General features: G+C 70.5%; 21 protein-coding genes. 9 read left to right on the forward strand and 12 right to left on the reverse strand.

Going from position 1 to position 21,853, the window contains the following annotated elements; genetic code table 11:
* Window positions 1-613: 613 nt before the first annotated feature.
* From HFP89_RS10625 to HFP89_RS10650, 6 genes are all read right to left on the reverse strand, one after another.
* On the reverse strand, window positions 614-1,645 hold the full coding sequence (locus HFP89_RS10625) for a zinc-binding dehydrogenase (protein ID WP_168717640.1): 1,032 nt from the start codon (window positions 1,643-1,645) through the stop codon (window positions 614-616).
* Window positions 1,646-1,975: 330 nt separating this feature from the next.
* Entirely contained in the window at window positions 1,976-3,409 is a 1,434-nt protein-coding gene (locus HFP89_RS10630) for a hypothetical protein (protein WP_168717641.1), read from the reverse strand.
* 99 nt (window positions 3,410-3,508) lie between these two features.
* Entirely contained in the window at window positions 3,509-3,712 is a 204-nt protein-coding gene (locus HFP89_RS16335) for a DUF3185 family protein (RefSeq protein ID WP_168717642.1), read from the reverse strand.
* Window positions 3,713-3,902: 190 nt separating this feature from the next.
* Complete coding sequence (locus HFP89_RS10640; RefSeq protein WP_168717643.1) at window positions 3,903-5,399, reverse strand: right-handed parallel beta-helix repeat-containing protein; 1,497 nt, start codon at window positions 5,397-5,399, stop codon at window positions 3,903-3,905.
* Window positions 5,400-5,495: 96 nt separating this feature from the next.
* The gene (locus HFP89_RS10645; protein ID WP_168717644.1) at window positions 5,496-7,970 is read right to left on the reverse strand and encodes a serine/threonine-protein kinase; all 2,475 of its coding nucleotides are present in this window, start codon (window positions 7,968-7,970) and stop codon (window positions 5,496-5,498) included.
* Window positions 7,967-8,524 carry an ECF-type sigma factor gene (locus HFP89_RS10650; protein ID WP_168717645.1) on the reverse strand — a complete coding sequence of 186 codons (558 nt, stop codon included), beginning with the start codon at window positions 8,522-8,524 and terminating at the stop codon, window positions 7,967-7,969. The genes HFP89_RS10645 and HFP89_RS10650 overlap by 4 nt, the downstream gene beginning before the upstream one ends.
* 177 nt (window positions 8,525-8,701) lie before the next feature.
* Between HFP89_RS10650 and HFP89_RS10655 the strand changes: the two genes are divergently transcribed.
* The 4 genes from HFP89_RS10655 to HFP89_RS10670 all read left to right on the forward strand — a co-directional run bounded on the left by HFP89_RS10655 (window position 8,702) and on the right by HFP89_RS10670 (window position 10,999).
* Window positions 8,702-9,691: a class I SAM-dependent methyltransferase gene (locus HFP89_RS10655; RefSeq protein ID WP_168717646.1), complete on the forward strand. Its 990-nt coding sequence runs from the start codon at window positions 8,702-8,704 to the stop codon at window positions 9,689-9,691.
* A 111-nt stretch (window positions 9,692-9,802) separates the two neighbouring features.
* Window positions 9,803-10,153 (forward strand): hypothetical protein, encoded by a 351-nt coding sequence (locus HFP89_RS10660; RefSeq protein WP_168717647.1) that lies wholly within the window; start codon window positions 9,803-9,805, stop codon window positions 10,151-10,153.
* A gap of 159 nt (window positions 10,154-10,312) precedes the next feature.
* Complete coding sequence (locus tag HFP89_RS10665) at window positions 10,313-10,648, forward strand: YegP family protein (protein WP_168717648.1); 336 nt, start codon at window positions 10,313-10,315, stop codon at window positions 10,646-10,648.
* 123 nt (window positions 10,649-10,771) lie between these two features.
* The gene (locus tag HFP89_RS10670; RefSeq protein ID WP_168717649.1) at window positions 10,772-10,999 is read left to right on the forward strand and encodes a hypothetical protein; all 228 of its coding nucleotides are present in this window, start codon (window positions 10,772-10,774) and stop codon (window positions 10,997-10,999) included.
* 31 nt (window positions 11,000-11,030) lie between these two features.
* Here HFP89_RS10670 and HFP89_RS10675 read toward each other — a convergent pair whose 3' ends face one another.
* Window positions 11,031-11,564, reverse strand: coding sequence for a phosphoribosyltransferase family protein (locus tag HFP89_RS10675; RefSeq protein ID WP_168717650.1), 534 nt, complete (start codon window positions 11,562-11,564; stop codon window positions 11,031-11,033).
* 295 nt (window positions 11,565-11,859) lie between these two features.
* Between HFP89_RS10675 and HFP89_RS10680 the strand changes: the two genes are divergently transcribed.
* Window positions 11,860-12,777: a TraB/GumN family protein gene (locus HFP89_RS10680; protein ID WP_168717651.1), complete on the forward strand. Its 918-nt coding sequence runs from the start codon at window positions 11,860-11,862 to the stop codon at window positions 12,775-12,777.
* 96 nt (window positions 12,778-12,873) lie between these two features.
* On the opposite strand, the gene HFP89_RS10685 is transcribed toward HFP89_RS10680, so the two are convergent.
* Both HFP89_RS10685 and proB read right to left on the reverse strand, forming a co-directional pair.
* Window positions 12,874-14,130, reverse strand: a complete 1,257-nt coding sequence (locus HFP89_RS10685) for a glutamate-5-semialdehyde dehydrogenase (protein WP_168717652.1) — start codon at window positions 14,128-14,130, stop codon at window positions 12,874-12,876.
* A complete protein-coding gene (proB, locus tag HFP89_RS10690) occupies window positions 14,127-15,257 on the reverse strand; it encodes a glutamate 5-kinase (RefSeq protein ID WP_168717653.1) in 1,131 nt (376 codons plus the stop codon). The genes HFP89_RS10685 and proB overlap by 4 nt, the downstream gene beginning before the upstream one ends.
* Window positions 15,258-16,338: 1,081 nt before the next feature.
* Between proB and HFP89_RS10695 the strand changes: the two genes are divergently transcribed.
* On the forward strand, window positions 16,339-16,728 hold the full coding sequence (locus tag HFP89_RS10695) for an MAPEG family protein (protein ID WP_168717654.1): 390 nt from the start codon (window positions 16,339-16,341) through the stop codon (window positions 16,726-16,728).
* Window positions 16,729-16,740: 12 nt separating this feature from the next.
* Here the strand turns inward: HFP89_RS10695 and HFP89_RS10700 are convergent, their stop codons facing one another.
* On the reverse strand, window positions 16,741-16,896 hold the full coding sequence (locus HFP89_RS10700; protein WP_168717655.1) for a hypothetical protein: 156 nt from the start codon (window positions 16,894-16,896) through the stop codon (window positions 16,741-16,743).
* Here HFP89_RS10700 and HFP89_RS10705 point away from each other — a divergent pair.
* Window positions 16,895-17,077, forward strand: a complete 183-nt coding sequence (locus tag HFP89_RS10705) for a CBS domain-containing protein (RefSeq protein WP_168717656.1) — start codon at window positions 16,895-16,897, stop codon at window positions 17,075-17,077. The genes HFP89_RS10700 and HFP89_RS10705 overlap by 2 nt on opposite strands.
* Window positions 17,078-17,125: 48 nt before the next feature.
* Here the strand turns inward: HFP89_RS10705 and HFP89_RS10710 are convergent, their stop codons facing one another.
* A complete protein-coding gene (locus HFP89_RS10710) occupies window positions 17,126-18,022 on the reverse strand; it encodes a GGDEF domain-containing protein (RefSeq protein WP_168717657.1) in 897 nt (298 codons plus the stop codon).
* An 81-nt stretch (window positions 18,023-18,103) separates the two neighbouring features.
* The gene (locus HFP89_RS10715; RefSeq protein ID WP_168717658.1) at window positions 18,104-20,470 is read right to left on the reverse strand and encodes a serine/threonine-protein kinase; all 2,367 of its coding nucleotides are present in this window, start codon (window positions 20,468-20,470) and stop codon (window positions 18,104-18,106) included.
* A 151-nt stretch (window positions 20,471-20,621) separates the two neighbouring features.
* On the opposite strand from HFP89_RS10715, the gene HFP89_RS10720 reads away from it, so the two are divergent.
* Together HFP89_RS10720 and HFP89_RS10725 are read left to right on the forward strand one after the other, a co-directional pair.
* Complete coding sequence (locus HFP89_RS10720) at window positions 20,622-20,789, forward strand: hypothetical protein (protein WP_168717659.1); 168 nt, start codon at window positions 20,622-20,624, stop codon at window positions 20,787-20,789.
* Window positions 20,789-21,832 (forward strand): M23 family metallopeptidase, encoded by a 1,044-nt coding sequence (locus tag HFP89_RS10725; protein ID WP_240956325.1) that lies wholly within the window; start codon window positions 20,789-20,791, stop codon window positions 21,830-21,832. Before HFP89_RS10720 ends, HFP89_RS10725 begins: the two co-directional genes overlap by 1 nt.
* Window positions 21,833-21,853: the final 21 nt, after the last annotated feature.

A 21,853-nucleotide genomic window follows, 5' to 3' on the forward strand; every position in this document is an offset into this window, starting at 1 on the left:
GCCGGCGCTTCGGTTCGATGGGCGATTTCGTCACGAGGTCCCGGGTTCGCCTTCGGCGCCCCGGGACGACGGAGCTGTGGAACAGGTCCCGGGTTCGCCTTCGGCGCCCCGGGTCGACGGAGGTGTGGAGAGCGCGCTCGGCTCGTTTCTGCGTTGGGAAGGGGGGTTCCGCGCGAAGGTATTCCCGTCGTTCCGGGGCGCCGAGCAGGCGAACCCGGAACCTCCCGATGCCGGCGCTTCGGTTCGATGGGCGATTCCGTCACGAGGTCCCGGGTTCGCCTTCGGCGCCCCGGAACGACGGAGGTGTAGAACAGGTCCCGGGTTCGCCCTCGGCGCCCCGGGGACGACGGAGGTGTGGAACAGGTCCCGGGTTCGCTTTCGGCGCCCCGGGACGACAGAGGTGTGGAACAGGTTCCGGGTTCGCCCTCGGCGCCCCGGGACGACGGAGGTGTGGAGAGCGCGCTCGGTTCGTTTCGACGGTGCGAGGGCGGGTCTCCGCGCGAACCGGTCCGGCCACTTTTCGGCCGGCACAGTCGGCCTCCCACGGCCATTCCGCCCGAGTTGCCTGTGGGAGGGCGCGTGCTCGCGAACGCCGGTTCGGACGTTCCCGGGCTCAAGCGCAGGTCAGCGCCAGCTTGCCGAGGGTCTCGCCGGATTCGATCCGCCGCTGCGCTTCGGCCGCATCGGCCAGCCGATGGGTTTCGACCGGCAGCGGCGTCAGTGCGCCCTGCTCGAATTGTTCGAGCAGCCGCAGCATGTGCGCCCGCAGCATCGGGGCGTGCGACTGCAGGAAGCTGAGGTTCGCGGCCATGACGCTCTTGTTCGATTTCGTCATGTCCATCGGGTTGAAGCGCGGGGTGCGCAGCCAGTCGCGGGCCAGCCGGAGCCAGTTCAATCGACCGTTGCGCGGCAGCATCGAGGCGAAGCCGTAGACGACCAGCTTGCCGGTGGGGGCGAGGTGGTCGTAGCTCTGCTTGAGCGTCTTGACCCCGTTGGCGTCGAAGATGGCGTGGTAGCCGTCCGGCGCGAGGTCTGCCGCGCGCGACCACAGGTCGTCGGTCGCCGCATCGATCACGGCCTCGGCGCCCATGCCGTTCACGTACTCGACCTTGTGGCTGCGCCCGACCACGCCGACCACGCGCACGCCGGCCCGCCGACCGAGCTGGACCAGCGCCGAGCCGACCCCGCCGGCCGCCGAGTGGACCAGCCAGGTGTCGCCCGGCTCCGGGTGGACCTGCCGATGGACCATCCAGTCGGCGGTCAGGAACACCGTCGGGATCGTTGCCGCTTCGGCCATGTCCAGTTGCCGGGGTTTGGCGAATACACCGTCGGCGCGGATCTTCAGCCGGGTGGCGTAGCCGTTGAACAGCGTCAGCCCGATGACCTCGTCGCCGACCGACCAGCCGTCGACGTCGTCGCCGACGGCCGCGATCGTGCCGGCGACTTCGAACCCGGGGGTGATCGGATAGCCATGCAGTGTCTTTGCCGACTCGTACAGGCCCATGCGGATGATGCCGTCGGCGTAGTTGACCCCGGCGGCCTGGACGGCGATCACCACCTCGCACGGCCCGGGCACGGGATCGGGTTCTTCGATCAGCCTCAAGGCATCGAAGCCGCCGGGCTTGTCGATCAGGATGCGGTGCATGGGCGCCTGCCTTCCGGGGTCCGACGGCATTCTGCACGATCGGCGGCGTCTGGCCAACGACCGGATGGTGTCCGCAGCGTTGCGCTTCGATACCGGTTGGTCCGGATCCTCGGTCCGGGTCGGCTATGGACGCGGCCGGCGGACTCGGCTCTGTGGTCCCCGCCGTCCCGGGATGACGGGTGGGGCGCGGAGATCCCGGGTTCGCCCTCGGTGCCCCGGGATGATGGCTGGGGCATGGAGGTTGCCGGTTCGCCCTCGGTGCCCCGGAACGACGGCGAAATCGTCGGTGGCATCACCCTTCGCCCGGCCTGGCCGGGTGTGACGCCGCGGCTACGGACCGGCGATCTCGAAGCCGTCGAGGAAGACGTCGTCGGACAGGATCGATTCGATGTCGAGTTCGAAGCCTTCGGCGGTGGCCGCGATGACCGCCACGCGGATGCCGACGGCGGGGTCTTCGAAGACCTCGCCGACCCGGAACATGGTGCCCTCGTTGCTGCCGAAGTTCGCCGGTGGATCGTCGGTGTCGATGGCCCAGGCCGGTTCGGGGCGTCCGGTGTCGACCTGCGAGATGATCACGGCGTTGCCGGGCAGCTGGCCGTCGTAACCGACCCGGTCGCGCACCTCCACGGTGTACCAGTCGTCGGTGCCGGGAATCGGGATTTCGACCGCGCGCAGGTTCGTGGTGCTCGGCAGCGCCATGTGATCGACGATGGCCGTGACCGCATCGCCCTCGTTGACGACCAGCACCTCGCCGGGCGCGAGCCAGCCCAGCCGGGACTTGTGGTAGGCCGTGTGGTGCTTGCCCTGGATGCCGTACGGACCGGTGTCGACCGCGTTCAGGAAGGCCGAGCTCATCACGTCCCAGGGGCTGTCGTAGGGGTCGCCGTCGCCGTCGAAGTTGTTGGCGTGGGGCAGTCCGAAGCCATGGCCCATCTCGTGGGCGATGACCGCCGCGTTCTGGGCCCAGGGCGGGTTCCAGGTGACCCGCCAGACCTTGCTGACGCCGTCCAGCGAGGCGAACCGACCACCGCCCCAGGCGCAGCAGTCCAGCACGTCGTTGAACATCTGGTTGATGCCGGCGAAGCCGCCGGTGCCGCCGTTGGAGAAGTCGACGAACGGGTCGGCCGCCTCGCTGCAGTCGTCGAACAGCGCGCCCTTGTCGGCGTCGAATCCGCTACCCGGTGTCGGCGCGTAGAACGACTGCGGTCGGGGCAGTGTGACCCAGTCCACCGCGATGCTGCCGACGATGTCGATGGCGCCGTAGGACTGCTTGCGCCAGTAGTCGTCGAGTTCACCGAAGTTCGTACCGTACATGCCTTCGAAGTAGGCCAGGTCGTTCGGCTCGGCGGCGATGTCGGAAAACCTGCACAGGATCGAGACCCAGGGCTGCGAGCCGGTGATCCCGCCGCGGGCGGCATCGCGGCCTTCGAGCAGCGTCAGCGCGCGGGCCCGCCGGACGCCGCGTCGAGCATCGCGGGCCGTTTCGACCGGCTCGGGATCCAGGTGCACACGAACGCGTTGGCCGAACCAGTCGAGGAATCCGCCGTGCGCGGCGGCGAGCTCCCGGCTGACGGTCAGCGGAATCCGGCTGCCGTCGTCACCGGCCAGGGAGAACTGTTTCAGGGCCGGCGCGCCCGAACCGGCCAGCGGATCGCCCCAGACGATTTCAAGGTGGCCTTCGACCACGTCGAATTCCGGAGAAGGCTCGGAGGCGATCAGCGGAGCGGCCCACAGGCCGGCCAACAGAAAGAAGAGACGGTGCATGGCGGGAATCCTGACGAAGACGGAACGGACGCCGGTCATTGTGCCCGAGCGGCCCGATCGATGCACCCCGCAGGCCGCCGGCGCGGAATCGGGCCGGCGTCAGCGTCGCCGGGCCATCGCCAGTCCGACCGCCGACAGCACGATCCCGGCGACGCCGTAGAGCAGCGCCTGGTCGCTGATCGCGCCGGTCATGACCTGGCTGTACCAACCGCCGCCGGTCCGGTCGGCCACCTGCAGCGCCATCCACAGCAGGTAGAGGCCGCCGGCCAGCAGGAGCACTCCGAGAAAGCGGTTCTTCGGCACGACGGGATCCCTCCGCGGGATGGTTCGTCGAGCATACCCGCTTCCGTCGAGCCGCGCCCGTTCCGGGGATGGGCGGTCGGGTTCGCGGTTCGAGCGGTCCGGTGGGGCGGTGCCGGGCGAACGAAACGAGCCGACCCGGCGGCTTGCCCGGGCCGGCCCGATGAGGCCGTCGGCACGAATCGAGCGCGCCTCAGCGCTGTGCAAGGACCCGGCGTCGGCGCGACGCGATCACACCGAGCCCGCCCATCAGGGCACCCAGCAGCGCCAGTGTCCAGTTGCTCAGGGTCGGAACCGGTGTGGCCGGCGGCAGCGGTGGGCCGACGATCGCGCCTTCGAACTCGACCGCGCCGATGTCGACCCCGTCGAAGAGCTGGCGCGGGAACCCGCTGCCCCGCTGGTCGAATGCGTCGAGGCCATTCTCGCCGGCGTCGATCACCGGGCTTCCGAGCTGCGGCAGGTGGGTCGGCGCGCAGCCCGCTGCCGGCACGATGCCGAGACCGGACACGCCCGACGGCACCGCACAACCGTTGTCGGTCAGCGGTCCGAGCACCGGGTCGTCGAGGTACTGGTTGCCGAAACTGGTGCCGTCGATTTCATTGATGGGGTCGCCGAACAGCGAGACCTGGGCGTTGACCGTGATCGGTCCATCGACGTCGGCGAAGGCCTGCAGGTTGCCCTCCGGGCCGGTGTTGCCCGAAAGAACGGTACTGACCAGGTCGAACGTGCGCGGCAGGTTGTCTTCGAAACTGATCGCGCCCCCGGCGGCCGAGACGTTGTCGGTGACGGTGACCGAACGCAGCGTGAGGTTGCCCTCGCGGCTCATGATTGCCGCGCCCTGGGCGGACAGGCCGGTGGTGACATTTCCGGAAAGGGTACTGTTGAGAATCTGCGTGTCGCCGCGCAGCCACAGCGCTGCTCCGTCTCCGTTCTGCCCCTGGGTCGCGTTGCCGCTGAAGGTCGAACCGTCGATGGTCGCAGGGCCGTCGACGTACAGCGCGCCACCGTAGGCGGAGGTGTTGCTTGTCGCGTTGCTGCTGATGGTGCAGTTGCTGACGATCAGGTTGCCGGCACCGATGCTGGCAGCGCCGCCCTGGCGAAAGGCCGTGTTGCCGATCAATGCGCAGTCCTCCAGGGCGACCAGGCCATCGGTGGCCACGAAGATCGCGCCGCCTCGACTGTCGACCGCCTCGCTGTCGAGGATGCGTGAGTCGCGCAGGCCGAGCGGCCCCAGCGCGCAGATCGCACCCCCGCGCCAGGTGTCTTCGGTGCAGTTGCCGAGGCCGCCGGCGTCTTCGGCCCGGCCGTCGACCAGGACCACCCGGTCGAGATCGAGGCTGGTGCCCTGTTGGGTCACACCGAAGATGCGAGACGTGTTGTTACCGCTGATGACGACCCCGTCGACCGGTCCGTTGACGGTCAGATCGTCGGTGATGTCGATCTGGCCCGAGGTCAGCGTGATGCTGGACACGCCGGAGAAGCTGATGGTGTCGGCTCCCGGGTTCGTATTGGCCTGGGCGATGGCTTCTCGCAGGCTGCCGGGGCCGGCATCGGCCGAGGAGCTGACGGGGAAGTCGGCCGCGATCGCGGCACCCGACACCGCGGCCAGCGCGGCCGTCAGCGATGTGACCAGCAGCGTTCGCTGAGGCGACGGGGCCAAGCGGGCTGCGGTGCGGTTGTGAATCGTCATGGCGTGTCCTGTTCAGTCAAGGGTCTTCTGAACATCACGGAATCGAGCCCGGGCGTCGATCAACGGGTGGGCTTCGGGGGTCGAGCGTTTCGGGGTTCAGGGCTCGGGGGTACGGTCGAGGTCGTCGTAGGCGGCTTCGAGGAGGGGTTCGGGGACGGTGAGTTCGGCCACGGCGGTGCGACCGGCGGTGCGGGCGCGGGTGAAGGTGGCGGGGTCGGTGGTTCGGGCGCTGCGGGCTTCGACCAGGTGTTCGAGGGCGCGCGAGAATGCCGGCAGCAGGCGGCCGGCGGTGCAGTCGGTCCCGGGTGGAGGAATGAGCCCGAGCAGGGCCTGGAGGCGCTCGGTGCGGCAGGCGACCTGCTGGTGGCTGGCCAGCTCGTCGACGGCGCGGTTGGGCAGTTCGGCCAGCAGTTGAAGCGCATCGTCGGTGCGGCCCCTCAGCAGCTGCAGTTCCACCAGTTTCAGTCCGGCCTCCTGCCAGGCCGGGTTTTCACGGCCGTTCCAGTGCTCCAGTGCGGTCAGCGCGCGGACCAGGTGGCGCTCGGCGGCTGCGGCATCGCCGGCGCGCTGGTGGGCGATGCCGAGCGCGCGGTGGCCGATGGCCACGGTGCGATTGTCGACTTCGAACAGGGTCTCGAACGCGGCCACGGCGCGCTGGTAGTAGCCCAATGCGTCGTCGACCTCGCCCCGGGCCAGCGCCACGCCGCCGAGATTGAACAGCGTCATCGAGGTCGTGCCGTGGACCTCGCCGTAGTGGTCCAGATGCACCTCGAGCATCTGTTCGAAGCGCGCCTGGGCTTCTTCGTAGTCGCCCAGGTTGTAGGCGATGACGCCGAGCATGTTCAGCGCGCCGGCGCGCTGGGTGAGCCCGGCCGGCGTGTCGTCGGCCAGCGTCAGGATGCGTTCGGCGGCGTCGCTCGCGCCGGCGGTGTCGCCGGTGTTGACCAGCGACTCGGCGCGGCGCAGTTCGAGCCGGGCCCGGACGATGTCGTCCATCGGTCGGTCGCGTAATGCATCGAGCCGCGCGAGCGCTTCGGCATAGCGGCCGCGCAGGAGGTCGATCCGGGCCATGACGATGCCGCGTTCGGTCCAGGTGGCCGGATCCCCGGTCGGCGGATCCGGCTCCGGGCGATCGAGCAGTGCATGGGCCTGGTCGTAGAGTCCGAGGAACATGTAACTGCGCGCAATCGCCAGTTCCAGGTAGGCCGCGATGTCGGGCTGGTCGTCGAGGTCGCGGCCGATGCGTTCGGCACCTTCATCGAGCAGCACGCGGACCGGCGTGTCGGGACCCTTGCCGACGCCGGGCGTGGCGGTGGTGAACACCGCTTCGAGAAAGGCGGTGATCTGGCGCGCTTTCTCGGCTTCGATCACCGCCAGATCGCGCTCGGCCTGGGCCTGGCGGGCGAACCACAGCGACACGCCGGAGCCGACCAGGACCGCAGACAGCGCAACGGCGATCGAAGCGCTGGCCAGTCGATAGCGACCGATCCAGCGCAGCATGGCTTCAAGCGTCCCGGTCGATCGGGCCCGGACGGGGCGGTCGTCGAGGACGGCCTGCAGGTCGGTTTCCAGGTCGCTGACCGATGCGTAGCCCGGCGCTTCGGGCGGGGCAAGGCATCGCCCGAGGATGGCATCGAGGTCGCGCCAGCGGCGGCGGCCGACGCCCGGCGGTCGCGGCAGCGGGTCGCGCTGACCGGCGAGTTTGCGCGCCGACCACTGTTCGCAGTCGTCGCCGAACGGCGACCGGCCGTCGGCCAGCAGTTCATGCAGCAACAGGCCGACCGCGAACAGGTCGGTGCGCATGGTCGTGGCCTGGTGCAGGATCTGTTCCGGCGAGGCGTAGCGCGGGGTGTAGCTGCCGGGTGCGGTGGTCGTGCCGTCGTCGGTCTCGAGCAACCCGGCAATGCCGAAATCCAGCACCTTGAGCTGATCGTCGGGCGTGACCAGCAGGTGGGCCGGCTTCAGGTCGCGGTGCAGGATCAAGCGCCCGTGGGCATGGGCCAGCACTTCGGCCACCCGCGCGACCCACCGGACCACGGCCAGCGGGTCGAGTCGTTCGACCGCCACGTGCTGGTCGAGCGGCCGGCCGTCGATGTATTCCATGACCAGGTAGGCGCCCAGCTGCGGGTGCTCGCCGGCGTCGAACATCCGGGCGATGGCCGGGTGGTCCATGCGGGCCAGGATCCGGCGCTCGCGCTCGAACAGGCGGACTGCGCCCTCACCGCCGCCGGCGACGAACTTGATCGCGGCGCGAGCCTCGAAGCGGCCGTCGGCGCGTTCGGCCAGGAACACATCGCCCATGCCGCCGGACCCGAGCCGACGCAGCAGTCGCCACGGACCGATCTCGGTACCGGCCAGCGCGGCGTGGTCCAGCGCTTCGGCGGTCGAACGGACCTGGTCGGCGAAGCGATCGAGGCCGGCCGCGCCGTCGTGGGCCAGCAGTTCCTCGACTTCGCGCCGGACTCCAGGCAGGACGTCGGGTGCCGACAGTGCGGCATCGCGTTCGGCGGGGGGCAGGTCGCAGACCGCGTCGAACAACGCCTGGACCTGCGCCCAGTCGTCGTGACTCATGTCTCGGCCAGGGCCTTGGCCAGGAACGCCGAGGCCAGCCGGATGTCGCGGGTGACGGTGGCGGTGGAGGTGTCCAGGGCTTCGGCGATTTCCTGGCTGGTCAGGCCGCCGAACACGCGCAGCTCGACGACCTTCTCCATCCGCGGTGAGCGTTCCCCGAGTTTCGAAAGCGCCGATTCCAGCGCGAGCAGGTCGATCGGCGCCTCGGGCCCCGGCACCCGGTCCAGCACCGAGGCCGTGACCTGCTGCCAGTCGCCGCCGCGCCGCTGGGCGTTGCGCTCGCGCGCGTAGTCGATGAGGACGTGCCGGATGATGGTGGTCATGCTGGCCAGGAAGTGCGCGCGGTCGTTCCAGCGGCGGTCGCCGCGCTGCACGCGCAGGTAGGCCTCGTTGACCAGGGCGACGGTGTCGATGGTGCCGCCGCGCATCATGCGCTGGAGCTCGCGCCGCGCGATGCGGTAGAGATCCTGGTGATAGCGTTCGACGCCTTCCTGACCGTCGTTGACGGTACGACCATCCGGGTCCGGATCAACGGGTCGGTCGGAACTCGACATCGGGCTGGCTCCCACGCATTGGCCGGAAAAATATAGCACGCGGCCCGCCGACCGGCAGCCCGGGTCGTTGCCGGGATCCGAACCCCGACCCCCCCCTGCGCTCGGATCACCGGAGGATGAAATCGCCGGGCGATCGGTTGATAATCGACGCTTCCCGAATCCTTCCGGAGAGCAGCCATGATTCGAATTCTGATTGCCGCCTTGCTGGTGGCGCTGGTCGGCTGCCGTTCGGCCGACGAGCCGGCGCCCGAGCCGGCCGAGTCGAACGCGACGGCGGAGACCGAAGCTGCGGTCGATGCGCAGGACCATGCCTCGGACGATGCGCCGCAGGACCTGATCGAGCAGGCCGGCTTCGAGACGGCCGTCACCCCGAACGCGCAGAAGCTGGCCGGCATCCTCGCCGCGCAGCCCGAGGCGCACAAGGCGCGTCACGCTGCGCGCAACCCGGCCGAGACCCTGTTGTTCTTCGGCATCGAACCGGGCATGACGGTGGTCGAGGCGCTGCCGAGCGGCGGCTGGTACTCGCGCGTGCTGCTGCCCTACCTCGGCTCCGAGGGCCGGCTGATCGGCGCGAACTATCCGCCGAAGCTGTTCGAGAACTTCGGCTTCGCCACCGAGGAGTTCATGGCCGACCTGGCCACCTGGGTCGAGGATTTCCCGACCGACGCGACCGAATGGTGCAGCGGCGATTGCGCCTCGGTCGGGGCGTTCTTCCTCGGCGACCGGCCGGCCGAGCTCGACGGCACGGCCGACGCGGTGCTGTTCATCCGCGCACTGCACAACATGGCGCGGTTCCAGAACGAAGGCGTGGACGATTTTCTCGACCAGGCCTTCGCCGACGCCCTGGCCGTGCTGAAGCCCGGCGGCGTGCTCGGTATCGTCCAGCACGCCGCGCCCGACGACGCCGACGACGGCTGGACCACCGGCGCGGCCGGCTACCTGACGCAGGCCTTCGTGGTCGCTCGGGCCGAGGCCGCCGGGTTCGAGCTCGAGGCGGCCAGCGACATCAACGCCAATCCGGCCGATCGGCCGGTCGCCGGCGACGTGGTCTGGCGGCTGCCGCCGGCACTGGGGACCAGCGAGGAAGGCTCGGAAGAACGGGCCGCCTTGGAGGCCGTCGGCGAGTCGAACCGGATGACGCTGCGGTTCCGCAAGCCGGGCGACTGATTCGCGCGTGAGCCCGGCCGGTGAAGGGGCGTCGATCCGGAGGTCGATGCGCCGGGCCGACGACCGGGAGACAATGGATCGCGGAGTTCACCGGCGGAGCCACCTGCATCGATGATCAAGATCGCGCTGCTGCTGTTGATGATCTACCTGTTCGCCTTCCTCGGCTTCTGGCTCGGCGGGCTGTTCTACGCTGCGATCGTCCGCCGCCCATCGGTCTATTTTCCGGCTCGCCTGGCCGCGACCATGGCCGCTGCCGGCCTGGCGGGCTCGCTGCTCGTCGGTATCGGCGGGGTGGTGCTGGCCACCGTGGTCATGGACCGGGCGTTCGCCCGACGCGACGACTACGATCGCGTTGCGGTCCGCGTCGCCGGCGCGGTGCTGTCGACGCTGGCGCTGGCGGGGACGTTTCTTGCGTCCTACCGGCTGGTCGGCTCGGTGTTCGGCCAGGGGTCCGCGGTTTGAATGGGCGCCCGGCCATGGTCGCGCCGTGATGTCGATCGGGGCGCCCGACGCCTCGATGCCGCGATTTGCATCGTCGGCGACTCGCGGTATATTGCACTCGGGCGCGGTTTCCGGGTGCCCCGGTCCGAACCACCTCGACGACATCATCAGGGAGACGACATGGCTGGCAAGTTCGAAATCTACAAGGACAAGGCGGGCGAGTACCGCTTCCGACTCAAGGCCGGTAACGGCCAGAACATCCTGGGCAGCGAAGGCTATGCGAAGAAGGCCAGCTGCATGAACGGGGTGGAATCGGTCAAGAAGAACGCGCAGAACGAAGCGCGCTTCGAGTGCCACAAGACGCCGACCGGCAAGTGGACATTCAAGCTGAAGGCCACCAACGGCCAGGTCATCGGCACCAGCCAGACCTACAGCTCGGAATCGGGCTGCAAGAACGGCATGAAGAGCGTGGCCACGCAGTCGGCCAACGCCACGGTCGACGACCAGACCGCCTGAGCAGTACCGTACCGATCGGCCGGCGAGCCGCTCGCCGGCCTCGAGGGATCGCGCCGGGGGCGCGCGTAGAATTCCAAGGGGCAGTGAATGCGCCGTTTTCGTTCCGGCGCAGGAGATCGAAGCATGAATGAACGCTGGAGTCTTACCGACGATCGCGCCGAAGCGTGGATCGATGTCCTTGTCGGGTACGTGGCACCGACGCTGCTGCTGCTTTCGGGCCTGCTGATGGCGCTCGTCCTGGTGCAGCTCGACAGCACCTCGCCGGTCGGCATCGTGCTGCCGATCGCCGGGATCGCGATCGGCAGCGGGCTGCTGGGCTGGCGCTTCGGCCGCGACGCATCGGCGCGCTAGCGATACCGCCTGCTCGCACCGGGCGCTGCGCTCAATGCACGTCCTCGGCGTGCACCACCTCGATGCCGAGCGCCTCCTCAAAGGGCGGGACCAGGCAGTGGATGACCCAGTCCGGCATCACCTCGAGCCGGCAGCCGACGACGTCGGCGGCCACCGGCATCGTCCGGCCGGCGCGCTCGCACAGCACCGCGACCTGGATCTTCACGGCACCCGCAGCGCGCAGGAAGCAGGTCGCGCGCAGCAGCGATTCTCCCGTGTAGAGCACGTCGTCGACGACGACCACGTGGCGGTCGCGCACGTCCACCGTCAGTGATTCCTCGTCGACCTGCGGGATGTCGTGCAGCAGCGACAGATCGTCGCCGTAGCGCTTCAGGCCGAGCTCGCCGACGGTCGGCGTCGGGTCCAGCCGCGCGGCCAGCGCCTCGGCGATCGGCACGCCGCGGCGGCGCAGCCCGACCAGCAGCGTGTCGTCGGCGATCTTCGGCGCCAGCTGCACGGCCATGTCGTCGTACAGGCGCTCGACGTCGGCGGCTTCGGCGATCAACTGCTTGCGGGCATCGGACATGCGGTGTTTCCGGGTGGCTGAATTGCCCCGATCATAGCGCTGCATCCGGCCGGCAGGGCCGCTTCGTCCGGACCGTCGCGTAGCGTTGCAAGGAATCGCCGCCACCGGCGACTGGTGTCGTTGATGGGATCTTCCTCCGATCAGGTATCTTCTGCCGTGATCCGTGCGTCCGATCCGGCCCGTGATCCTCGATTCGAGGCCGCAGTGGGCGAGCACGCCGGGCGGGTCGAGCGGATTGCGGTCAGCTGCGAGCGCGATCGGCACTGAGATTCCCGAACCGCAAGGAGTGACGAGAATGAACCGGAATCGAATGTTCTGCTGCAAGTCCCAGGGGTGGGCGGCGTGGCTGCCGACGGTGCTGCTGGTTGCCGCGATCGCCTTTCAGCTCGACGCGCGCGCCGAGCCGCCGCACTGGGTGGTGCGCGACGCCGACAGCGAGTTGGTGCTGTTTCCGACCATCCACGCGCTGCCGGGCGACCTGGAGTGGACGACCGAGCGCCTGCTCGAACAGTTCGCCGAGGCCGAGGAGGTCTGGTTCGAGATCGACCCGGCCGAAGCCCGGGGTGCGGCGGTGCAGCGGCTGGTCATGGAAAAGGGCATGGATCTGTCACGGCCGCTGTCGGCCGTGCTCGACCGGGACCAGTTCGCGCGTCTCGAAACGGTGGCCGATTCGCTTGGCCTGCCGGTTGCCCAGCTCGAGCCGATGCGCCCGTGGCTGGCCTCGGTGACCTTGACCAGCATGGCGATGAGGCAGTCCGGCTTCGATTCCGGCGCCGGCGTCGAGGCGCGGCTTCGCACGCGGATCGACGGCCAGGCACTGCGCCAGCTCGAAACCGTCGAGGAGCAGCTCGGGCTGCTTGCCGACCTGCCCGAAGCGCTGCAGATCGAACTGCTGGAAAGTACCTTCGATGAGATCGACGACTTTGCCGACGAGCTGCGCGCACTGGCCGAGGACTGGGCGCAGGGCGACGTGGCCGACATGGAGCGGCTGCTGGTCGAGGAAATGGCGGCCGAGTATCCGGAGCTCTACGAGGTGGTGTTCACCCGTCGCAACGCGAACTGGGTGGCGATCATCGAGCGCGAGCTGGCCGGATCGGGCAGCGATTTCATTGCCGTAGGTGCCGGTCACCTGCTCGGCGACGACAGCGTGATCGCGATGCTGCGCAAGCGCGGCTGGACCGTCGAACGGTTCGACGGCGAGGCCGTCGAATGACCTGAGCGATCCGCCGGATCGAATCACTCCGGGAGGCCGGCCGTGCCGGGCGAAGGGTGGCATGGCCGCTGCCCACTCGCTCCTCGTCCCTCCTGTTCAGGCCCTCGTCTGTCCCGATCCCCGAACCAGGTACTTGAACGTCGTGAGCTGCTCCAGCCCGACCGGGCCGCGGGCGTGCAGGCGGCCGGTGGCGATCCCGATCTCGGCGCCGAAGCCGAACTCGCCGCCGTCGGCGAACTGGGTCGAGGCGTTGTGGGTGACGATCGCCGAGTCGACGCGGGCCAGGAAGGCCTCGGCAATCTCGGCATCTGCGGCGAGGATGCCGTCGGTGTGCCCCGAACCGTGCCGGGCGATGTGGGCGACGGCGGCGTCGAGGTCGTCGACCACGGCCACGGCAAGGATCTGCGCCAGGTATTCGGTGTCCCAGTCGGCTTCGGAGGCTTCGCCGATGCGGCCGTCGGCGGCGCGTGCGTGCTCGTCGCCGCGCAGCTCGCAGCCGCGCTCGGTCAGTTCGTCGACCAGCGCCGGCAGCTCGTCCACGGCGCCGGCGTCGACCAGCAGCGTTTCCACCGCCCCGCAGATGCCGGGCCGGCGCAGCTTGGCGTTGATGACGACCGCACGGGCCATGGCCGGGTCGGCCGAGGCGTGCCAGTACAGGTGGTTGTTGCCGTCGAGGTGGGCGAACACCGGCACCCGGGCGTCGCTGCGGACCCGCTCGACCAGGCGCTTGCCGCCGCGCGGCACGATGACGTCGACGTAGTCATGGGCGGCCAGCAGCGCGCCGACCAGCGCGTGGTCCTGGTCGGGAATCATCTGCACCGCGCCGGCCGGCAGCTCGGACACTTCGATCGCCTCGGCCAGCGTGCGGTACAGCGCGCGGTTGCTGTGCACGGCCTCGCTGCCGCCGCGCAGGATCACCGCGTTGCCGGACTTCAGGCACAGCGCGGCGGCGTCGGCGGTGACGTTCGGGCGGCTTTCGTAGATCACGCCGATCACGCCGATCGGCACGGCGACACGGGCGATGTCGAGCCCGTTCGGCCTCGACCAGCGGGCCAGTTCGCGGCCCAGCGGATCGGGCAGAGCCGCGACCGCCTCGAGGCCGGCGGCGATGGCGGCGATGCGCTCGTCGTCGAGCATCAGCCGGTCGAGCATGGCGCCGGCCAGGCCTCGATCGCGCGCGGCATCGAGATCGCGGGCGTTGGCGTCGAGCAGCGCGGCGCGCTCGTCGCGGACGTACTCGGCGGCCAGCGTCAGCCCACGGTCGCGCGCGGCGCGGTCGGTGGCGGCCAGGTCGGCGGCGGCCGCGCGGGCGGCGCGGCCGAGGCGGTCGATTACGGGGTGGGCGTCGGTCATGGCGGCATCTCGTCGGGTTCGAACAGCACGAGGTCGTCGCGATGGATCACCGGGCCGCGGCCGGAATAGCCGAGCAGGGCGTGGAAACGCTCGCTGTGCGCGCCCCGGATCGCGCGGACGTCGTCCGAAGCATAGCCGCTGAGGCCCTGGCCGATGGCGCCGTCGGGCCCGTCGAGCCGAACCAGCGCGCCACGCGGGAAGTCGCCGTCGACGTCGACCAGGCCGCGCGCCAGCAGGCTGGCGCCGCGCTTCAGGGCGCCGGCCGCACCGGCGTCGAGCGTCAATCGGCCCTCGTGCTGCTGCAGGCCGCGCAGCCACTGCTTGCGCGCCGCCAGCGGGCGCTGGCGGGCCGCGAACCAGGTGCCGCGGCGGCCCTCGTCGAGGCCGTCGAACGGTTCGTCGTGCCGTCCGCTGGTCAGCAGCACCGGGCAGCCAGCGGCCGTGGCGATCTTCGCCGCCTCGATCTTGGTCACCATGCCGCCGGTGCCGAAGCCGGTGGACGCGGCGGTGCCGGCCAGCGCTTCGATCTCGGCGTCGATGTGCTCGACGAACGGAATCCGACGCGCGTGCGGCGTGGTGCCCGGATCGGCGTCGTACAGGCCGTCGACGTCGCTGAGCAGCACCAGCAGCTCCGCGCCGACCAGCTGGGCGGTGCGTGCCGCCAGCCGGTCGTTGTCGCCGAAGCGGATCTCGCCGGTGGCCACCGTGTCGTTCTCGTTGACGATCGGTACGACGCCCCGTTCGAGCAGCGTCTCGAAGGTGTTGCGGGCGTTCAGGTAACGGCCGCGGTCCTCGAGGTCGCCGAGCGTCAGCAGCACCTGGGCGGCGGTCCGCCCGCCGGCAGACCACAGGTCGGCCCAGGTCCGGGCCAGCTCGATCTGGCCGACCGCCGCGGCGGCCTGGGCGTCGGCCAGCGAGGTCGGCCGACCGGTCAGGCCGAGCGGTCGCCGGCCCAGTCCGATCGCGCCTGACGAGACGACCACGACCGGCCCGGGCCGCCCGGTCAGCGCACCGACCAGCGCGGCCATCCAGTCGCGGCGCGCGCGGCCGGCGTCGTCGATCAGGATCGACGAACCGATCTTGACGACCAGCGGGCGGTCGCCGTGGAGCAGGGCCTGTTCGTTCATGCCGTCAGTCTAGCCAGCTTGATCGATGGGGAGGGTCTTGTCGCCCTGCGGTCGCTCCAACAGGCCATCGATCCGGCGCCATCGCTGATTCACCTGTTGGAGGGCGCTTGCTCGCGAACCGCTCGGGCCACCCTTCGCCCGCAAGCGGCCTCCAACAGGCCTTCGATCGGGCGGTCCGCTGACTTCGCCTGTTGGAGGGCGCTTGCGCGCGAACCGGCCCGGCCACCCTTCGCCTCCAAGCGGCCTCCAACAGGCCTTCGGTCGGGCGTTGCGCTGATTCGCCTGTTGGAGGGAGCTTGCTCGCGAACCGGTCGTACCACCCTTCGCCCGCAAGCGGCCTCCAACAGGCCTTCGGTCGGGCCTCGGCGCTGATTCGCCTGTTGGAGGGCGCTTGCGCGCGAACCGGTCGGGCCACCCTTCGCCCGCGAGCGGCCTCCAACAGGCCTTCGATCGGGCGGTCCGCTGGCTTCGCCTGTTGGAGGGCGCTTGCGCGCGAACCGGCCGGGCCACCCTTCGCCCGCAAGCGGCCTCCAACAGGCCTTTGGTCGGGCGTTGCGCTGATTCGCCTGTTGGAGGGAGCTTGCTCGCGAACCGGTCGGGCCGCCCTTCGCCCGCAAGCGGCCTCCAACAGGCCTTCGTTCGGGCGTTGCGCTGGCTTCGCCTGTTGGAGGGCGCTTGCGCGCGAACCGGTCGGGCCACCCTTCGCCCGCAAGCGGCCTCCAACAGGCCTTCGATCCGGCCTCGGCGCTCTTTTCGTCTGTTGGAGGGAGCTTGCTCGCGAACCGGTCGTACCACCCTTCGCCCGCAAGCGGCCTCCAACAGGCCTTCGATCCGGCGCCGGCGCTGATTCGCCTGTTGGAGGGCGCTTGCTCGCGAATGGGTCGGGCCACCCTTCGTCCGCGAGCGGCCTCCAACAGGGTTTCGGTCCGACGCCATCGCCGGTCCACCTGTTGGAGGGCGCTTGCGCGCGAACGGGTCGCACTCCGCTGGGCACGGCCGGTCTCCAACAGGCCATCGGTCCGGCGCAGGGCGCGGTGATCGAGTAAGGTTTCGACCGACCCCGAACCCGAGGAGTGTGCCGATGCAGATCGCGATTGCCTGCCTGCTGTTTTCCGCCCTGATGGTGGTCCTGACCAAGGTGCCGCTGGCCATGCAGATGGCCAAGGACGAGCGCGGCTACGACAACCGCAACCCGCGCCGGCAGCAGGCGGGGCTGACCGGCTTCGGCGCCCGTGCGCTGGCCGCCCACCAGAACATGATCGAGGCCTTTCCGATCTTCGCCGCCGGCGTGCTGGTGGCGTTGATCAGCGGCGCGACCGGCACCTGGCTGCCCGGCCTGGCGCTGACCTTCGTCGGCGCGCGGATCGTCTATTCGATCTGCTACTGGGCCGACCTGCCGACGCTGCGCAGCGCGTTCTGGGTGATCGGCTACGGCGCCTCGCTCGGCCTGATGGGCATGGCGTTGTTCTGAGCCGGTCCCGGATCATTCGGGAAACAGTGGCACCTGCGTCGCCGAGGGTCCGGCCGGCCACCCCGGCAGGGCGGGCAGGGCGTCGCCGGCACGCGCCCGGAGCGCGTCGTGGAAGCGCCGCGCGAACGCCGGGCAGGTCTGCACCGATGCGACGCTGTACTGCTTCATGAACGACGAGGTACGGCACGCCGCCGAATCGATGGCGCGGCAGCGGGTCTACCGGCTGCTGGTGCTGGACGATCGCGACAACAAGAAGCGGGTCGGCGTCGTCAGCCTCGGCGATCTCCTGCGCGAGGGCCGGGAGGACCTCGCCACGCACACGGCCCGACACATCGCCGAAGCGGCGTGAACCTCACGCGGTCCCGGCCGGCCGACCGCGGCCGGCCGGTGTCCGCGCTCAGCGAATCCGGTTGCGGCCGGATTCCTTGGCTGCGTAGAGCCGGTGATCGGCCGCGCGCAGCAGGTCGCTGGTGCCGTCCATCCCCGGCTGCCAGACGGCGACACCGCCGGAGATCGTGATCCGCTGGTCCGACGCGCCGAGGTCGAAGGGCCGTTCTTCGACGGCCCGGCGCAGCGATTCGGCCAGTTCCAGCGCGTCGTCCGGACCGGAATCGGGCATCACGACGAGGAATTCCTCGCCGCCGATCCGGGCGGCCGTATCGCCGCCGCGGATGCGCGCGAGGATGCGTTCGCCGAGCTGGCGCAGCACCCGGTCGCCGGCCAGGTGGCCATGCTCGTCGTTGATCGGCTTGAAGAAGTCGATGTCCAGCAGCGCGACGGACAGCCGGTGGTTGGCGTTGCGCTGCGCCCGGGCCGTTTCCGTCGCCAGCACCGCCATCGCATGGCGCCGATTGAACAGACCGGTCAGCGCATCGCGGATGCTGTGCTCGTGCAGTTCGGAGTGGTATTCGGCCTCGATGTTGCCTTCGCCGACGAACTTCAGCGTGGTTTCGCAGATCCGCAGGTGGTCGCCGTCGCGCAGCGGGGCGCGGTCGACCGGCTCGTCGTTGACGAAGGTCCGGTTGGTCGAGCCGAGGTCCTCCACCCAGTGCCGACCCTCGTCGAACACGATCCGGCAGTGACGGCGCGACACGCTGCGCTCGGCGATCTGGAAATCGGCATCGACGTCCCGGCCGATCACCACCGCGTCCCGGCCGGGCACGATCCGTGCGCCGAGACGGGCGCCCCGGATCACCACCAGGCAGGCTTCCTGACCGCCTTCGGCGCCGCGCTGGGTGCCCAGCAGTTCGGTCCGTTGATCGGCGGCGTTGGTGCGATCGGTGTCGTCGTCCATCGGATGCGGGCGCGGTGGATCCCGGCAACGGCAGAGTCGACAGTCTAGTGGATCGTGCGGCCGATCCGGTAGCTCGGTCCGCTAGCCCCGGTCGTGCTCGATCGCGGCGCGCGCCTGCGCGAGCCGATCGCGGGCTTCGTCGGCGCGGTAGTGATCGGCGCCGGCCGCGGCGGCGATCCGCGCCTCGGCGCTCTCGAGCAGCGGCACGGCCGCTGCTGGGTTGCCGCGGGCCAGTTCGCTCTTGCCGAGACCGAGTTCGAACATGCCGAGAACGAAGTCGTTGTCGGGCAGTTCTTCGCGACCGAGGACGAGGGCCTCGCGGTGCAGCGCCGCGGACTCGTCCGGGCGGCCGAGGTCGAGCAGGCAGTTGCCGAGGTTGTGCCGGGCGATCAGGCTGCGCGAGTGCCGCTCGCCGTAGAGGTCGAGGAACCCGTCCAGCGTCTCCCGATAGAACGGTAGCGCTTCGTCGGGCCGGCCCTGCTGGCGCAGGCTGCCGGCCAGGTTGCTGACCGCCGCCAGGGTCATCGGGTGCTCGTCGCCGAACAGCTCGCGCTGGCTCGCCAGGGTTTCGCGCAGCAGCGGTTCGGCCTCGGCGTAGCGCTGCTCGCGCAGGAAGACGACCGCGTGGTCGTTCAGCGTCCACAGGCGCTGGATGCGCGCGGCCGGGTCGTCGCGGCCGGCCAGTTCGTCGAGCATCTGCGCGTAGACCGCGTGGGCCCGTTCCAGCTGCATGCGGTCGGAATGCAGCTGGGCCAGCGTTCGCATGGCCTCCAGCCGCAGGTCGACGATGGCCGGGTCGTCCGCGCCGGCGGCGGTTTCGATGACGTCGACGATCACCGATTCGGCCGCGTCGGGATCGCCGACATGCTGCAGCGCGTGGGCGAGCATCGACCGGGCCTCGAGCCGCAGCAGCTCGTCGGCCGGGCCGAGCGCGTCGGTGTGCTCGACGAGCGCGCGGGCGCGGCTCAGCGCCTGTTCGCCCTCACCGAGGCGGACCGCCAGTGCGATGCGCTGCCGGGCCGCGCGCAGGGCCAGCCGCTCGAGGTCGCCGCGATCCGCGGCGAGCCGCTCGGCGCGCTCGATGTGCTCGGTGGCCTCCGTGTCGGCGCCGATCGCGAGGTAGGCGCTGCCGATGGTCAGTGCGATCTCGGCCAGGATGTCCGGCTGGTCGGCCAGCTCGTTCTCGGCGCGCAGCGCGGCGTCGTCGAGGACCCGCCGCATCAGGGCGGTGTCGGCGCCGCTGGCGTAGGCCGGGTCGATCGAGTCGAGCATGCGGACGACGAAATCGGCAGTCTGCTCGGCGCGTGCCGCCGCGAGCTGGGCGCGGTCCCGTTCGGCCTGGGCCTGGACCAGGCCCCACAGCGCCAGCGCGAGGCCGCCGACCAGCGCCGCCAGGACCAGCGAGCCGACGCCCAGCGCGAGCCGATTGCGGCGCACGAACTTGCTCCAGCGGTAGCGGCGCGTCGGTGGCACCGCTTCGACCACGTCGCCGGCCAGTTGCCGTTCCAGGTCGCGGGCCAGCTCGGCGGCCGACGGATAGCGCTGTTCGCGCGCCGGGGCCAGCGCGCGAGCCAGGATGCAGCGCAGCTCGCGGTCGAGTCCGCGGGCGGCGGTCAGCGCCTCGACCGGCGTCGCGGCGCCGTCGATCCGGGATGCGGCGCCGCGGCCCAGCGCCGTGTGGAAGGTATCGAGCGCATCCCGGTCGGCGGTCGACGGCGGGCGCGCGCCGGTCAACAGTTCGAACAGCATCACGCCGAGCGCGTAAACGTCGCTGCGGGTGTCGATCCGGCGCACGTCGTCGGTGTACTGTTCCGGGCTCATGTAGGCCCGCGTGCCGGCGCGGTCGGAACTGTTGGCCCGGTGCTGGCCGCCCTGGTCGGACACGCTGGTGGCCACGCCGAAGTCGATGATCTTGGGCAGCGGCTCGCCGTCGACCGTGCAGACCAGCACGTTGGCCGGCTTCAGGTCGCGGTGGATGATGCCTCGCTCGTGGGCGTGCTGGACCCCCTGGCAGATCCGGATGAACAGCCGCAGGCGCGCCGCGGTGTCCAGCCCCTGCGCTTCGGCGTGGTCGGTGACCGGCTGCCCGGGGACCCACTCCATGGCGAACCACGGCCGACCGTCGTCGGTCGAGCCGGCGTCGAAGACCTGGGCGATGCACGGGTGGGCCATCTGGGCGAGCATCTGGCGCTCGACCTCGAACAGCGCCCGCCCGAGGCCGTCCAGCGCCGAGCCGTGGATCAGTTTCAGCGCGACCTTGCGCCGGACCGGTTCGAGCTGCTCGGCCAGCCAGACCGACCCCATGCCGCCCTGGCCGAGCAGCTCGATCAGCCGGTAGCCGCCGATTCGCGCCAGTGCTTCGGCATCGCGCTCGGCCGCGCCGCCGTCGGGGTCGCGGAATCCGGTGATCTCGACGTGGGTGCGGTCGTCGTCGGACGGATGCGTCATGCGGTTTCCCTCGGAATCGGGCGAAATCGTAGCAGGTCGGCCGCGAACCGAGCGCCGGCCGGGATGCGGCCATCCGTCCGGCAAGCGGCGATGTAAAAAAACGGCGGTTCCGGCGTCCTAACCAGTACACCCGATAGTGTGAGAACCCGACATGCGGATCCTGATTGCCTTGCTGCTGGCCTGGACGGCCGGCCTGATGCTGGAGCTTCGTCTCGACGGCGATCTGCCGGCCGCGGTCGTGGCCGGACTGTTCCTGCTGGCCTGGACGGCGCTGGGCTCGGTCCCGGCGCTGCGCCGCGGCTTCGGCGGCAGGCCGTGATGCGCATCCTCGTGGCGCTGGCCGGCGTGGCTGTGCTGGCCCTGATCGCACGTGGTCTGGCGTGGCCGCTGCCCGGCTGGACGCCGGTGGTCGGCTATTTCGCGCTGCATGCGCTGCTCGGGCAGGTCGGTCCCTGGGCCGCCGCGCCGAAGGCGGTGGCCGGGGATGGCGACGACGACGAGGCGATCTTGGCCCCCGAACTGCCGATTTCCGGACCGATCGGTCGGCTGGGTCGGCGCGGGCTGGTCGCGTTGTTCTTCACGACCCAGATGCTGCTGCTCTTCAACCCCTTCCAGCTGGTCCAGGTCACTCGCCAATGGTTCGGCAACGCCGCGCTGCAGCGGCGCGAGCGCGCGACCGGCAGCGACGGCCGCGATCGGCCCACCGAGGTCCGCTACCGGTTGCCGTTCGACGGCGAGTGGCTGCTCTGCAACGGCGGCCCGACGCCGAAGACCTCGCATTCCTGGGACGTGCTCGGCCAGCGGTTCGCGCTGGATTTCGTGGTCGCCGATGCCGAAGGCCGGCGGCACGTCGGGCGCGGCACCAGGGTGACCGACTACCTCGCCTACGGCTGCGACATCGTGGCCGCGGCCGACGGTGAGGTCGTGGCCGTCGAGCAGCGCATCGGGGATGCGCCGCTGGTCGGCTGGGGCGTGTGCGACGTCACCGCGCGCAGTTTCATCGGCAACCACGTGCTGATCCGGCACGCCGAGGGCGAGTACGCGCTGTATGCCCACCTGGTCCGCGGCAGCGTGCCGGTGGCGGTCGGCCAGCGGGTGCGCTGTGGCCAGCGGATCGGCCGCTGCGGCCACAGTGGTCACAGCACCGAGCCGCACCTGCACTTCCACGTCCAGGACGCCGCCGAGTTGTTCGGCGGCATGGGGCGGCCGATCCGCTTCCGCGACTGCACGATCGACGGGCGATCGATCGAGGACGGGCAGATGCCGACGGCCGGCCAGCGCCTGCAGTCCACGGTCGCCATCACGCGCGTCGTGGCCGACGCTTCGTCGCGTCCCCTGCAGCGTTCGTCGGCGCCTTGCTGACGGGCCCGCGCGTCGTCGTCG

The organism is Wenzhouxiangella sp. XN79A, from assembly GCF_012272825.1.
Classification (GTDB): Bacteria; Pseudomonadota; Gammaproteobacteria; order Xanthomonadales; family Wenzhouxiangellaceae.